Source organism: Priestia aryabhattai B8W22 (assembly GCF_000956595.1).
GTDB lineage: Bacteria > Bacillota > Bacilli > Bacillales > Bacillaceae_H > Priestia > Priestia aryabhattai.
In genome coordinates, this window is record NZ_JYOO01000002.1 from 81678 (window position 1) to 96170 (window position 14493).

15 protein-coding genes are annotated in these 14493 nt (G+C 39.5%); all 15 read right to left on the reverse strand.

Translation table 11 applies throughout. From position 1 onward, the window contains the following. Complete coding sequence (gene miaB / locus N178_RS01770; RefSeq protein ID WP_013084741.1) at positions 1-1530, reverse strand: tRNA (N6-isopentenyl adenosine(37)-C2)-methylthiotransferase MiaB; 1530 nt, start codon at positions 1528-1530, stop codon at positions 1-3. Positions 1531-1785: 255 nt separating this feature from the next. Beyond that, positions 1786-2652 carry a 2-oxoacid:ferredoxin oxidoreductase subunit beta gene (locus N178_RS01775; protein ID WP_013058799.1) on the reverse strand — a complete coding sequence of 289 codons (867 nt, stop codon included), beginning with the start codon at positions 2650-2652 and terminating at the stop codon, positions 1786-1788. Continuing rightward, complete coding sequence (locus N178_RS01780) at positions 2639-4396, reverse strand: 2-oxoacid:acceptor oxidoreductase subunit alpha (RefSeq protein ID WP_013058800.1); 1758 nt, start codon at positions 4394-4396, stop codon at positions 2639-2641. The genes N178_RS01775 and N178_RS01780 overlap by 14 nt, the downstream gene beginning before the upstream one ends. 17 nt (positions 4397-4413) lie before the next feature. After that, the gene (locus tag N178_RS26685) at positions 4414-4590 is read right to left on the reverse strand and encodes a hypothetical protein (RefSeq protein ID WP_160297352.1); all 177 of its coding nucleotides are present in this window, start codon (positions 4588-4590) and stop codon (positions 4414-4416) included. 184 nt (positions 4591-4774) lie between these two features. After that, positions 4775-5692 (reverse strand): dipeptidase, encoded by a 918-nt coding sequence (locus N178_RS01785; protein WP_045290048.1) that lies wholly within the window; start codon positions 5690-5692, stop codon positions 4775-4777. A gap of 75 nt (positions 5693-5767) precedes the next feature. After that, positions 5768-6028 (reverse strand): stage V sporulation protein SpoVS, encoded by a 261-nt coding sequence (spoVS, locus tag N178_RS01790; RefSeq protein WP_003181955.1) that lies wholly within the window; start codon positions 6026-6028, stop codon positions 5768-5770. A 223-nt stretch (positions 6029-6251) separates the two neighbouring features. After that, a complete protein-coding gene (locus N178_RS01795) occupies positions 6252-7049 on the reverse strand; it encodes a TIGR00282 family metallophosphoesterase (protein ID WP_028411380.1) in 798 nt (265 codons plus the stop codon). Between the two features lie 81 nt (positions 7050-7130). Then, positions 7131-8690 (reverse strand): ribonuclease Y, encoded by a 1560-nt coding sequence (rny, locus tag N178_RS01800; protein WP_013058803.1) that lies wholly within the window; start codon positions 8688-8690, stop codon positions 7131-7133. A 281-nt stretch (positions 8691-8971) separates the two neighbouring features. Next, positions 8972-10009 (reverse strand): recombinase RecA, encoded by a 1038-nt coding sequence (recA, locus tag N178_RS01805; protein WP_013058804.1) that lies wholly within the window; start codon positions 10007-10009, stop codon positions 8972-8974. A gap of 199 nt (positions 10010-10208) precedes the next feature. Further along, positions 10209-11450, reverse strand: coding sequence for a competence/damage-inducible protein A (locus tag N178_RS01810; protein WP_045290054.1), 1242 nt, complete (start codon positions 11448-11450; stop codon positions 10209-10211). Positions 11451-11466: 16 nt separating this feature from the next. Next, entirely contained in the window at positions 11467-12051 is a 585-nt protein-coding gene (gene pgsA / locus N178_RS01815) for a CDP-diacylglycerol--glycerol-3-phosphate 3-phosphatidyltransferase (protein WP_028411382.1), read from the reverse strand. A 144-nt stretch (positions 12052-12195) separates the two neighbouring features. Continuing rightward, positions 12196-12642 (reverse strand): DUF4115 domain-containing protein, encoded by a 447-nt coding sequence (locus tag N178_RS27360; RefSeq protein ID WP_237758375.1) that lies wholly within the window; start codon positions 12640-12642, stop codon positions 12196-12198. Further along, entirely contained in the window at positions 12569-13165 is a 597-nt protein-coding gene (locus tag N178_RS27365; protein WP_237758376.1) for a helix-turn-helix domain-containing protein, read from the reverse strand. The genes N178_RS27360 and N178_RS27365 overlap by 74 nt, the downstream gene beginning before the upstream one ends. Positions 13166-13186: 21 nt before the next feature. Then, entirely contained in the window at positions 13187-13978 is a 792-nt protein-coding gene (locus N178_RS01825) for a DUF3388 domain-containing protein (protein ID WP_013058808.1), read from the reverse strand. Between the two features lie 213 nt (positions 13979-14191). Beyond that, positions 14192-14452 (reverse strand): DUF3243 domain-containing protein, encoded by a 261-nt coding sequence (locus tag N178_RS01830; protein WP_013058809.1) that lies wholly within the window; start codon positions 14450-14452, stop codon positions 14192-14194. Positions 14453-14493: the final 41 nt, after the last annotated feature.

Consider the following 14493-nt stretch of genomic DNA (forward strand, 5'->3'; position numbering starts at 1 on the left):
TTACTTCACCTCTGCTGTTTCTTCTACCATTTCCCCATTTAATGTCCATGTTTTGGCTTTTGTAACTTTTACTTTTACAAGTTGCCCAATCACTGACTTAGGTGCTTTGAAGTTTACAAGCTTACTTTTTTCCGTGTAGCCTGCTAATACTTCCGGATTATTTTTACTTTCACCTTCTACTAATACTTCGACAACTTTACCTTCATATTCCTTCAATTTCTTTGCAGAAATTTCATTTACAAGAGCATTTAAACGCTGAAGACGCTCTTTTTTCACTTCCATTGGTACGTTGTCTTGCATCTTAGCAGCCGGCGTACCTTCACGAGGTGAATAAATAAACGTATAAGCACTATCGAATTCAACCTCACGATATAGTGACATTGTTTCTTCAAACTGCTCATCCGTTTCATTTGGGAAACCAACAATAATATCAGTTGTTAATGATGCTGTTGGAATGGCTTCTTTAATTTTACGAACAAGCTCTAAATAATGTTCACGAGAATATTTTCGTGCCATAATTTTTAAGATATCGCTGCTTCCTGATTGAACAGGCAAGTGAATGTGGTCGACAAGATTTCCGCCTTTAGCCAGAACTTCAATTAAACGGTCATCAAAGTCACGAGGATGACTTGTTGTAAAACGGATACGAGCAACGTCAATTTTACGGATTTCATCCATTAAGTCGCCTAAGCCGTACGTTATGTCTTCAAAATCTTTTCCGTATGCATTAACATTTTGGCCTAGAAGCGTAATTTCTTTGTAGCCTTGAGCAGCTAAATGACGTACTTCTTGGATAATATCTTCTGGACGGCGGCTTCGTTCTTTTCCTCGCGTATACGGAACGATACAGTACGTACAGAACTTGTCACAGCCGTACATGATGTTAACCCATGCTTTAACGCTGCCTTTACGTGCTCTTGGAAGGTTTTCAATAACATCCCCTTCCTTAGACCATACTTCAATCACCATTTCTTTTGCTAAGTATGCTTCGTTTAAAATGTGAGGCAAACGGTGAATGTTATGTGTACCAAAAATCATATCCACGTGCTGATGTTTTTGTAAAATTTTATTTACAACTGACTCTTCTTGAGACATACATCCGCAGACGCCGATTAATAGCTCAGGACGCTCACGCTTTAAGGCCTTCAAATGCCCTAATTCACCAAACACTTTATTTTCTGCATTTTCACGGATCGCACACGTATTCAATAAAATAACATGAGCATCTTCAACAGAGTCAGTTGGCTCGTAGCCAAGGCCTAGAAAAATACCAGCCATTACTTCTGTATCGTGTTCATTCATTTGACAGCCGTACGTACGGATATAAAACTTACGTCCCTGTCCCATTCCATGAAACTGTTCATCGATTGCAAAATCATTGTGATAGGAAACTTCTTCTTTTCCTCGTTTTTTCGCATCTTTTAAAGAAGGTGGCATGTATACTGTTTGAAAATATTTGCTGTAATCCTTTTCGGATTTTTTGTCCGCTGGATTAACTTGGTTGCTTTCTAAACGTTGTTTTTCGTTCATAAAAAAAATCTCCTTTCGCCATGACAATTGTCACGTTGCACCTGTAAATCGCAAAAAAATGTGACAGCCTTATGCTTATGCATAAAACTCATCACATTAACATAGTATATAACTTTCAAGTAGCGAACACAATCATATACCTATTTTCTATACCTATCACTATGAAAAAATCCGAACGAGTTGGATTCTCCATTAAGAATCTCAATTGATCGTTCGGATCTTCCCTCTACTAAACTACTTTTATTGCAGCCTCTTTTACATAAATTCAGCTACTAGCTCATCAAATTTTTCCTCAGTCATACCTAAGTCTGCTTTTGACAGAGGCTCTTCACTATAACCGTGAACAAGCTGCTGATACGACGGCTGATGCGCATTTTGATAAATAAGTCCTGTTACTAAACCGTTATGCTCCATTAACGTCTGCATAGCTTGCATACGGTTGTTTGCATCATAACCTTCAATTGTGCTAAGACTAGTTAGGTTTTCTTTAAACCAATCATACGTGTTCACTTTGTTATACGTTACGCACGGGCTAAATACGTTAATTAAAGAAAAACCTTTATGCTGGATGCCTTGTTCAATTAAGCTTGTTAACTCTTTTAAATTCGTTGAAAAGCTTTGAGCCACAAACGTTGCCCCAGAAGTTAACGCAAGCTCCATAACAGATAAAGACGACTCGATTGATCCTTCAGGCGTACTTTTTGTCTTGAATCCTACTTCACTACGAGGAGATGTTTGTCCTTTTGTTAAACCATAGATTTGGTTATCCATTACGATATACGTCACATCGATGTTTCGGCGAATCGCATGTACCGTGTGTCCCATACCGATAGCAAATCCATCTCCATCACCGCCAGATGCGATCACGGTTAAGTCACGATTAGCCATTTTTACACCTTGAGCGATTGGAAGCGCACGTCCGTGAATACCGTGAAAACCATATGAATTAATATAACCAGAGATACGTCCAGAACATCCAATACCTGAAATAACAGCAAGCTCATGAGGTTCTAAACCTACGTTAGCAGATGCGCGTTGAATGGCTGCTTGTACGGAGAAATCTCCACACCCAGGACACCAGTTAGGTTTTACACTGTTACGAAAATCTTTAAACGTTGCCATTTAACACAAACATCTCCTTACTTTTTGCGTATACTTCTTGCGGAAGAAATGGATTTCCATCATACTTCAATACGCTTTGAATTTTATCATGACTTGCAATATTCATTTTTAAAATATTAGCAAGCTGTCCAGTAGCATTGTTTTCAACAACGACTACTTTTTTAGCTCCTTGCACGTAAGGAAGCAGTTCGTCAGCTGGGAAAGGATGAATCAAACGAATATGAGCATGATTGACTTTTATACCATCCTGTTCCAAACGTTCCATTGCCTCTTCAATAACTCCACGCGTCGAATTAAATCCAACAAATAAAATATCAGACTCTTTTTCATGAGAGTGAACATGAATTGGCGTATTAAAACGAATTCCTTTTGTTTTACGAAGACGCTTATTCATTTGATCATCGCGGTTCACCGGAGATTCAGATGGCTTTCCTGTCTCATCATGTTCTACTCCCGTCACGTGATGAATACCATGCTTCATTCCTGGAATGACGCGTGGCGATACGCCGTCTTCTGTTACGCGGTAACGCTTGTAGTATTGTTTTTCTTCCAGCTCTTCTAGCTCTCCTTGCTGAAGCTTACCGCGGCGGATTTCAACGCGGTTATAGTCAAGCGGTTCTACTGATTGCTTCCCAAGTGAAAGCTGTAAATCCGTTAGCATAATAACTGGACACTGATATTCTTCTGCTAAGTTAAACGCTTCAATCGTATCGTAGAATGCTTCTTCAACTGTACTTGGTGCCATGACGATCTTCGGAATTTCACCGTGCGTACCGTAAATCATAGCCATTAAATCAGACTGTTCTTGCTTAGTTGGAAGCCCTGTACTTGGACCGCCGCGCTGCGTATCGATAATCACAACAGGCTGCTCAGTGATACCCGCTAATCCAATCGACTCCATCATCAATGATAGACCAGGTCCAGCTGATGCTGTCAGCGCACGTACGCCTGCATAGTTAGCTCCGATAGCCATCGTACATGCTGCGATTTCATCTTCTGTTTGAATAACGGTTCCACCAAATTGAGGAAGCTTTTTAATTAAGTATTCCATGATTTCTGAAGCAGGGGTAATTGGATACGCTGGCATAAAACGAGCGCCACCGGCTAAAGCACCTAGCGCAATCGCATCGTTTCCAATCATAAACATACGTTTTTTACCATCCGCTGGATCTAGTTTCATTGTTTCTAACTGTTCGCCTAGCTGTTCACGAATGTAATCTGCACCTTTTTTAATAGCTTCCATGTTTTTTTGTACAACTTTTTGGCCTTTTTTACCGAAGATTTCAAGCACTACTTCTTCAAATACTTCTGTGTCAATATGGAGCACAGCACTTGAAGCGCCTACAGCAACCATGTTCTTCATTAGCGACGTTCCTAATTCCGTTGCAATTTCCGTAAACGGAACAGCGTATAGTGTAGCAGTTGTACATGTTTCGGGCAGACTTGGGTTGAATTTCGCATCTGCAATTACAACGCCTCCTACGCGCAGCTCATGGACGTTTACATCGATTGTTTCCTGATCGAACGCAACTAAAATATCCAAATCATCTGACACAGATCGAACCTGAGTTGTACTCACTCGGATCTTATTATTTGTATGTCCACCTTTGATACGAGAAGAAAAATGACGATAGCCGTATAAGTAATAACCTAATCGATTTAAAGCGGTTGAAAAGATTTCTCCCGTACTTTCGATTCCCTCACCCTGCTGTCCGCCAACTTTCCACGAAAGTTGCTGTACCATAAATCAACGCCACTCCTTTAATTGCTCTTAATATAGAAATCTATTTTATTGATAAAAACTGAAAAAAGTAAATTAGCAAACGATTTCATTTGCTTCTGCATTTCACGAACCAAAATCATCCGCAAAACTCCCACAGCACCTTGTCGCTGTGCAGGATACGTTTCTGCTTGAGCAGCTCCATAATCCGTTTTCAATTTTATTCCGATTGCCAGAAAAATGCAACCCTTTCCATTGAATTCTCAATCGTTTTAATTATATTTATATTTAATGAATAAGATGAAGTTTTTTAATGATCTTTTCTGCCTTCACATGAGGCATTAGTATATAAATAACTTCTATAAAAAAGAGCTTTTCCAAGAAGAAAAAGCTCTTTTTTTATTAGTTGCATACACGATCAGCAAAGTTTTGAAACAGAAAACGTTTTACCTGCTCCTCAGTGTAATGCTTAAGGAGTTCTTCGATTAAATTCGTATACTGTTCATATCTTCCGAGACGATGAACCGTTTTGTCAATGCCGTCAAAGTCAGAGCCAAAACCAACCGAGTATTCGCCTCCTCTTTCACACATGTAATCAAGATGACGAATCACATCCACTATTTGCGCTTTGGCAGAACTCGTTAAAAATTCAGGGACAAACGTAATGCCAATCACGCCGTTTCGCTTTATTAAAGCATGAATTTGATCGTCTCTTAAATTCCGGGGATGAGAACACAATACGTGCGAATTGGAATGAGTAGCCACTACATATTGCGCTAGCTCAATCACATCCCAAAAACCTCTTACCGATAAATGAGAGACATCCGTCCACACTTTATGTTCATTATTCAATTCAACAACTTCTCTTCCAAAAGATGATAACCCTGCTCCTCGAGGTTCTAAAATACCGTCACACACAGCATTGCTGTAATTCCATGTCAAACCTACTGAACGTACACCCAGTGAAAAAAGCGTCTTTAAGCGAACTAAACTTGTATCAATGGCATCGCACCCTTCAAGCGTCAGCATTGCTCCTATTTCATCTTTTTTCAAACTATCTATATCGCGCTTTGAACGAACCCATTTTATACCGGGAAGCGATAAAATATGACTCTGAAACAGCTGGATCATTTCTAACGCAACATCAAAGCGCTGAGCTGCCGGAACCGCTTCTGGAATATAAATAGCGAATAGCTGAACTTTCCCTTTTGCTTTTTTTATTCCTTCTAACGTAACGTGCAGCGCTGAATCATATGTAAAAGATAAACGTTTATTTAACCAGAGCTTCATCAATACATCACAATGAGCATCAAATATCACAACCCACACCCCTTTAACTCTATACAAAAAGGACCTGTTTGGCTTCTATGCTTTACAGGTCCGTGGTTTTTATAATTATCGCGGCTCTACAATTAATTTAATGGCTGTTCGCTCTTCTCCATCAATTTGAATATCTGTAAAAGCTGGGATGCAGATTAAATCAACCCCACTTGGTGCAACGAACCCTCTTGCGATTGCTACAGCTTTTACTGCTTGATTAAGCGCCCCGGCCCCAATGGCTTGAATTTCTGCTGCGCCGCGTTCGCGCAGCACGCCTGCTAAGGCACCAGCAACTGAATTTGGATTAGACTTTGCTGAAACTTTTAATATTTCCATATCTAGCTCCTCCTTATTCTTTACAATGTATGATGAGAGATCATTAGACCAATGACTTAATTGATTTCAATGTTACTATATTCACGATATGTCAAACGTATTCCTGCTTGTTTTTCCTAAATATTCAAAAACTTATATTTCTACACCTTTCTTTTTTCTTTTTACGTTTTTGACAAAATAAAAAAGCCAATGTATCGTCTTTCGACACATTGACTTTTTCCCTTTATTCAAAAAACGGATGGTCTTCGTTAATTAAAATTCGCTCTGTTTTTGTTGCTTTCCCCGTCTTTTGATCAATATCAATAACGATTCCACTAAGCTGCGTTCTTCCTTCTTTTGGCACTTCAAATCGAACAGGAAGAGACGTTAAAAACCGCTTAATAACAGCTTCTCGCTCCATCCCTAAAATGCCGTCATAAGGTCCCGTCATTCCTACGTCAGAGATGTAGGCTGTTCCTTTTGGCAATATACGATTGTCAGCTGTTTGAACGTGCGTATGAGTGCCGACAACAGCGCTGACACGACCGTCCACATACCAGCTAATCGCTTGCTTTTCACTTGTTGTTTCAGCATGAAAATCAATAAAAATGAGCGGAGTGCGCTGGCGTGCTTCTTCAATTAGTTCATCTGCTTTTTGAAATGGACAATCAAGCGGAGCCATAAACGTGCGCCCTTGTAAATTAATCACGGCTACCTCAAGCTGGTTGTACGTAAAATACGTAATTCCTTTGCCCGGTGTACCTTCAGGAAAATTAGCTGGACGAACAAGATTTTTTGCATCATCAATAAAATCAAAAATTTCACGTTTATCCCACGCGTGGTTACCAAGAGTAATAATGTTAGCCCCAGCTTGTAAGAACTGACGATAAATCTTTTCGGTAATTCCTTTTCCTGAAGCTGCATTTTCACCGTTCACAATTGTAAGTCCCGGAGAGTATTTTCTTTTTAATCTTGGTAAATATTCTTCAACCATTTCACGGCCTGGAGAACCAACTACGTCTCCAATAAATAAAATTCTCATGTAAAAGCTCCTATACTTCATTCTTAATCTGTATCTTCATCTCTACGAAAAAAAATAAAGTGGCGAAACGCCACTTCATTTTTATTTTGCATACTCTACTGCTCTTGTTTCACGAATAACGGTTACTTTGATGTGGCCAGGATAATCCAGCTCATCTTCAATTCGTTTTCGAATATCCCGAGCAAGTCGATGCGCTTCTAGATCACCAATCGTATCTGGTTTCACCATAATACGAACTTCACGTCCTGCTTGAATCGCAAATGATTTTTCAACGCCTTCATAAGACTCTGAAATTTCTTCTAACTTTTCAAGACGACGAATGTAGTTTTCTAACGTCTCACTGCGAGCACCTGGTCTTGCAGCAGATAATGCATCCGCTGCTGCAACTAGTACAGCAATGATTGATGTTGGTTCAGTATCTCCATGGTGAGAAGCAATCGCGTTAATAACAACCGGATGTTCTTTATACTTTGTAGCTAATTCAACACCGATTTCTACGTGGCTTCCTTCTACCTCATGGTCAATTGCTTTACCAATATCATGTAACAATCCTGCTCGTTTGGCTAACGTTTCATCTTCACCTAATTCAGCAGCCATAAGTCCTGATAAATGCGCTACTTCCATTGAATGTTTCAGCACATTTTGACCATAGCTTGTTCTGAATTTTAAGCGACCAAGAATTTTCATCAAGTCTGGATGCAACCCGTGAACACCGACTTCAAACGTCGTTTGTTCACCAACTTCACGAATATATTCGTCCACTTCGCGGCGAGATTTTTCAACCATTTCTTCAATACGTGCGGGATGGATACGACCATCTTGAACAAGTTTATCAAGTGCAATTCTTGCTGTCTCACGACGAATTGGGTCAAATCCTGATAAAATAACTGCTTCTGGCGTATCATCAATAATAAGATCAATTCCTGTCAAAGTTTCAAGCGTACGGATGTTTCGACCTTCTCGACCGATAATTCGGCCTTTCATTTCGTCATTTGGCAAGTTAACAACTGAGACAGTCGTTTCAGCAACATGATCTGCTGCGCAACGCTGAATAGCAAGTGAAAGAATTTCTTTCGCCTTTTTATCGGCGTCTTCTTTTGCACGGTTTTCTGTTTCTTTTACCATTATTGCAATGTCGTGAGAAAGTTCATTTTCAACACGATCTAAAATAATCGCTCTTGCATCTTCTCTTGTTAAGCTTGAAATGCGCTCTAGCTCTGTTTGCTGTGCACGTACTACTTCTTCAACTTTGCTTTCCATCTCTTCAATATGCTGTTGTTTAACAGTAAGAGAATCATCTTTCTTTTCAAGTAACGCTTCACGTTTATCAAGTGATTCGTCTTTACGATCAAGATTTTCCTCTTTTTGCATTAATCGATTTTCTTGTTTTTGAAGTTCTGCTCGACGATCACGAATATCTTGTTCTGCCTCTGTACGAAGCTGATGGATTTCATCCTTCGCTTCTAGTAAAGCTTCTTTTTTCAAAGCTTCCGCCTCGCGGGTTCCTTCATCAATAATTTGTTCTGCACTAGACTTTGCTCCCGCAATTTTAGCTTCAGCAATCGATTTACAAACAAAAAAGCCAACAACTGCACCGACGATTAGGCCAAGCAAAGCGAAGATGATTGTATTAGTATCCATCATTTCACCTCCCCTTGCTATAAACTTGTAAGTTTTAAATTTCATGTCGGCATGTACATCGTATTCACCTTTCAATATACACACAAAGGCTTTTAAACGCTAAAATGTTTTAAAAAGGGAAAATATACATCTTAATTGTAAATCTGTGCATTTTTATTGTCAAGCCTGCCTCTACAGTATATATTGAAATTTCGTATGTTACTTTTCTAGCATTAACAATTTTTACAAAAAAAAGACCCCTTCTTTGAAATAGAGGAGTCTTTTTTTTATCTCGCAGCAAATTAAATATTTAAATCGCCTTGATCGTCATCCTCAGGAGCTGGCTCTCCATCTTGGTCTAAACCATGATGTTCACGCACTTGTCCCGCAATTTCCTGACGAATATCAGTATTTTCTTTTAAGAATTGCTTTGCATTTTCACGGCCTTGACCTAGACGCTCGTCATTATACGAATACCAAGATCCACTTTTTTGGACGATATCTAGTTCAGAAGCGATATCCAAAATTTCACCCTCTTTTGAAATACCTTCTCCGTACATAATATCTACTTCAGCAGCACGGAAAGGCGGAGCTACTTTATTTTTCACAACTTTAATTCTTGTTTTGTTACCTACGATATCGTTTCCTTGCTTTAACTGCTCTGCACGACGCACTTCTAGACGCACTGAAGAATAGAATTTAAGCGCACGTCCACCAGGAGTTGTTTCAGGGTTACCAAACATTACACCGACTTTTTCACGAATTTGGTTAATAAAGATAGCGATTGTTTTAGACTTGTTGATAGCTCCAGATAGTTTACGCAATGCTTGAGACATTAAACGAGCTTGTAGACCAACGTGAGAGTCTCCCATTTCTCCTTCAATTTCCGCTTTTGGCACTAACGCTGCTACTGAGTCAACAACAATAATATCTACTGCGCCGCTTCGAACTAAAGCTTCAGCGATTTCTAAAGCTTGTTCTCCTGTATCAGGCTGAGATAATAACAGCTCATCAATATTAACGCCTAATTTTTGAGCATATACAGGATCTAACGCGTGCTCCGCATCGATAAATGCAGCCTGTCCGCCCTGCTGTTGAACTTCTGCAATCGCATGAAGAGCAACTGTTGTTTTACCTGAGCTTTCTGGGCCATATACTTCCACTACACGTCCGCGTGGATATCCACCTACGCCTAAAGCTATATCTAATGCTAATGAACCACTTGGAATTGTAGAAATTCTTTTTTCCGTTTGTTCACCTAATTTCATAATTGAACCTTTACCAAATTGCTTTTCAATTTGCTTTAAAGCCATATCAAGGGCTGCTTGACGATCGTTCACTCAATTTCCTCCTCTATCTCTTTGAAATCATCTATAAACTGCAAACTTACTACGATGTAGTAGCAATGTCGAATTAACAACTTTCTATAACTTACTATACTAGTTTTTGAGTCGTTTGACAAGCAAAAAGCGAATAAATGTTCGTTTTTTGTGAAATAAAAAAAAGGCTGCTTTGGTAAAACTAAGCAGCCTTTTTTCTTTAGTTTTTTATCGTCTTTAATACGTAATGACAGCCGTAATTAACCGTTCGTGAACGAATCCCTTGGCGGCTTCCAGATAGCTGCAAGCTATAAACTTGAGGAGTTTGATCCTTATAAGCGACCCCTATATGCACTGTTCCTACAGGATGTCCTTCTTGTTTAGAGGGTCCAGCTACACCCGTAAAACCGATGCCAATATCCGTTTTATATAACTGTTGAATACGCCGAGCCATTTCAGCCGCGCACTGCTCGCTAACGGCTCCGTACTGATTCAGCGTGTGTTCACTCACTCCGAGAATATTTTGCTTGATTTCATAATGATAGGCTACCAGGCTGCCTTTTACAACTTCTCCAGCACCTGACACGGTTGTTAGACGTTCGCTGAATAAACCACCAGTTAAACTTTCGGCCGAAGCAATCGTCAAGCCTTGCGCCGTTAATTCTTTTACCAATTCATTATGTAAAGAAGTTGCTTCGTAGCCATATAAATACTCTCCTACGCGCTCTGAAATGGTTTTTTCCACTTCATCTAACATACGCTGTGCTTCAGCGGCATCAGCATGCTTGGCAGTTAAGCGGAGCGTTACTTCTCCATCTCCTGCAAGCGGCGCAATCGTCGGGTTTGTTTGCGCATCAAGCAAATCTTCAATTTCCATCTCAAGCTGTGACTCTCCTATTCCGAAAAAGCGAAGAACGCGTGATTCAATACTTTCTTTTAATTCAAGCTTTTGAGCTAAAAATTCTTGACCATATGATTCATACATTGGATAGAGCTCTTTTGGCGGCCCCGGGAATAGCATATAGTGTTTTCCCTCTACTGTAAGTCCCATACCTGGAGCCATTCCGTAATCATTAGGGAGCACTGTCGAACCTTCTAGCACAATTGCTTGTTTTTTATTGTTAGGTGTCATGATACGATTTGACTGTTTGAAATAGGCTTCAATGCTTTCAAGTGCTTCCGCATTTGTTGTCAGCTCTACTCCTAGCACACTCGCAATTGTTTCTTTTGTTAAATCATCTTTTGTAGGACCAAGCCCGCCTGTGAAAATAATTAACTCTGCACGTGTTTGAGCTGTAGCAATCACTTCTTTCAAGCGCTGTGCATTATCTCCTACTACCGTATGATAGTAAACGTTAATTCCCAGTTCGGCTAATTTTTTCGATAAATACTGAGCGTTTGTATTGGCAATTTGTCCAAGCAGCAGCTCAGAGCCGACTCCAATAATTTCAGCGTTCATCATATCATCTCCATCTTACTTATTTTGAATTAACAAAAGCCTGTTTGTTTTTAGCAAAGTAGTCCCAGCCTGAAATAACCGTAAAAATCACTGAGATCCAAAGCATTACGCTAGCAAACGGAATTGAAATCCATTCAAAAGGCAAGTTGTACAACAAAATAGCTGAAATAGCTAAAATTTGAGTCCATGTTTTAATTTTACCTAACATATTTGCTGCTACAACTTCTCCTTCCCCTGCTAGTACAAGTCTTAAACCTGTGATAGCAAATTCACGGCTAATAATGATGATAGCAGCCCAACCTGCACCTGCAATTAAATCTAAGTCAACAATAGCTACAAGCGCAGCTGAAACCAACAGCTTGTCTGCTAGTGGATCTAAAAACTTGCCCAAGTTCGTGACTAAATCGTACTTTCTTGCATAGTATCCGTCAATCCAGTCTGTTGTAGATGCAATAATAAATAATGCCGCCCCTAATAGATGAGCGATCGGAATCTCTTTTCCTGCTGCCTCCACTGTGCCAAATGGTAGCGGCACCATCATAAAAATGAGGAATACGGGAATTAGAAAAATTCGCGAAATGGTAATCTTGTTTGGTAAATTCACTTCTTCTGCCTCCAATTACTGTTACAAACTGAAAGCGTGCAAACGAAGTTGTTTGCACGGCTTTGGTTTTATTATAGCGTGAATGAGTGTTTAATTCACATATTATCTTTATTTACACCCTGACCACTTTTTAAAACAGGCTGTTTACTGTGCTTCTGCCGGCTGATATTGAATCGTTACAACTTGTCGAACTTGCTTGGATGAATCAAACGGCAAGTCAACCGCTTTTCCATTTACTTTTAGCTCTACTCCAGGTGAATAACCGATGTTGACACGAGCTTCCGTTTCTTTCGTCAAATCAAATTCTTTTGTTTCACCTTTTTTTAGAATGGAGCTAAAGAAAGCATTTCCTTTTCCGTTTTTCACATCTAACCAAGTATCTGCTTGAGTGGATGTTACTTCTAGATTAAATGCATCCGTACCGGAAAGAGCATACGTAGCACTTCTGCCTGTTTTTTGAACTTCCTTGTATTCTTGTTTACCGCTGTCTTTCTTTTCTTTTTCAGCTTTTTCTTTCTCAGCTTTTTCTTTTGCGGTCTTTTTCTTTTTCAGCTTTTTCTTTTTCTTTCTTATCAGCAGCGCTTTGGTCATCTTCTGACGTGCTATTGTCATTTTTTGCAGTAGTTTCATTCGTTTCTTCCTGCGTGTTAGACTGCTGAACTTCGCTGTTTGGAGCCTCTTGGTTAGCCTGCTCCTTGTTTTTATCCGAGACGATATTTTGAGCGATTACCCAAATAATAATCCCAACAACTACAACTCCCGCCACCACTAGAACAGTTGGAAGGTAGTCATATGCTTTTGAAACTCCTTTTGTATGCTGAGGAATTTCTTTGCGGCTGCGAACGCGCGAAAGCTGCTGCGGCATGTCTTCTGTTTGAGTTGAAGGAATGTCTGATTTGTATTCTTCAAAAATAGCATCTGTGTCCAACCCAATTGCTTCGCAGTATTGCTTAATAAACGCTCGTACGTAAAATTTCCCCGGCATAACCTCATAATTGCCTTCTTCAATGCCCAGTAAATAGCGTTTTTGAATTTTCGTTAGTTTTTGTAAATCCTCTAACGACAATCCTTTGCTTTCTCGTTCTTGTCTTAACCTTTGTCCTAACTCTGTCAATGCTAACACCTACCAATTATGCTAAAAATCAAACATCGATAATCCACCGTCTTGAAACATTTGAGGACCTTCCATTATTTCATATGTAATTTTCTCATTGGGGTCGTTTCTTATTTCAATAATGTAGGCAAAATCATCTAACGAATACTCGGTATTTTGTACAAATACATCCGGATGCTCCACAATTTTTGTCGCGGGTACATTCATTACTTCTCGAACAAGCTGCCAGTGTTTTTCATTCGCTCGTTTTGTCGATACAATCCCGTCAATGATAAAAATATTATCAGCGTTGTATTCGTCAGCAATAAGCTGACTGCGAATCGTTTGTTTTAAGAGTGTAGAAGACACAAAAAGCCACCTTTTGTTCGCACATACGCTAGCTGCTACAATGGATTCGGTCTTGCCTACTCGCGGCATACCTCGAATGCCGATAAGCTTATGACCGTCTTGTTTAAACAGTTCCGCCATAAAATCTACGAGCAAACCTAATTCATCTCTTACGAAACGGAACGTCTTTTTATCATCTGCGTCACGCTGAATGTAGCGACCGTGGCGCACTGCTAACTTATCACGCAATTTAGGCGGTCTCATTTTTGTCACAATGATATTATCCATTGTTTTCAAAATAGATTCAAGCCTGTCTATTTGCTCATGTGAATCACAGCGCAGCAATAATCCACGGCGAATATCATCTACTCCATTAATTGTGACAATATTAATTGACAACATTCCAAGAAGCGATGAAATATCACCTAAAAGACCCGGACGATTTTTTTGTATTTGATATTCTAAATACCACTCAATTTTCTCCATCAAACCCCTCCCATTTCTTGGCTGGCCTTCGAGAGGTGCCCCCTTTTTTTCACCTAGTTTAACTATAAATGATTTCCATTATATTATAAACCCTAAAGGCAAGTAGTTCTACATTTGTTATGTATGTAAGCGCTTATTTATTTGTACTATTTAATTCTAAGAAAAAAGGAGCTTTCACACGCGGTGAATTAGCTCCTTTTTAGAAACGATAACTTATTTTACTGATCCGTTATTTTGAACTAATTTCACCATGCTGCTCGCAATCGCATGCTGCTCTTCTTTAGAAGCAACGCTCCAAAGGTCTGCTAAAATTCGCTCTTGATCATTTTTTGCATCAACTTGGTTTGCTAAATATCCACCAATTTGATAAGCAAGATCATGAATAACTTCTTCTTGCATTCCTTCGTTTTGTGCATGATGTAAACGGTCGCCTAAAAAATCTTTCCAGCTATCCCAGTTTTCTAATACTGACATGAGTAGCCCTCCTTAAGGTTTATTCATATCATAGTTTGTAC

Bases quoted from the DNA above. Each gene is read 5' to 3' on its own strand.
- N178_RS27360 (WP_237758375.1), bottom strand. From the start codon at position 12,642: ATGACCAAAGCGCTGCTGATAAGAAAGAAAAAGAAAAAGCTGAAAAAG.
- rny (WP_013058803.1), bottom strand. From the start codon at position 8,690: ATGGATACTAATACAATCATCTTCGCTTTGCTTGGCCTAATCGTCGGT.
- N178_RS01810 (WP_045290054.1), bottom strand. From the start codon at position 11,450: ATGATGAACGCTGAAATTATTGGAGTCGGCTCTGAGCTGCTGCTTGGA.
- N178_RS01775 (WP_013058799.1), bottom strand. From the start codon at position 2,652: ATGGCAACGTTTAAAGATTTTCGTAACAGTGTAAAACCTAACTGGTGT.
- N178_RS01830 (WP_013058809.1), bottom strand. From the start codon at position 14,452: ATGTCAGTATTAGAAAACTGGGATAGCTGGAAAGATTTTTTAGGCGAC.
- miaB (WP_013084741.1), bottom strand. From the start codon at position 1,530: ATGAACGAAAAACAACGTTTAGAAAGCAACCAAGTTAATCCAGCGGAC.
- N178_RS01795 (WP_028411380.1), bottom strand. From the start codon at position 7,049: ATGAGAATTTTATTTATTGGAGACGTAGTTGGTTCTCCAGGCCGTGAA.
- N178_RS01825 (WP_013058808.1), bottom strand. From the start codon at position 13,978: ATGGAGAAAATTGAGTGGTATTTAGAATATCAAATACAAAAAAATCGT.
- spoVS (WP_003181955.1), bottom strand. From the start codon at position 6,028: ATGGAAATATTAAAAGTTTCAGCAAAGTCTAATCCAAATTCAGTTGCT.
- N178_RS01780 (WP_013058800.1), bottom strand. From the start codon at position 4,396: ATGGTACAGCAACTTTCGTGGAAAGTTGGCGGACAGCAGGGTGAGGGA.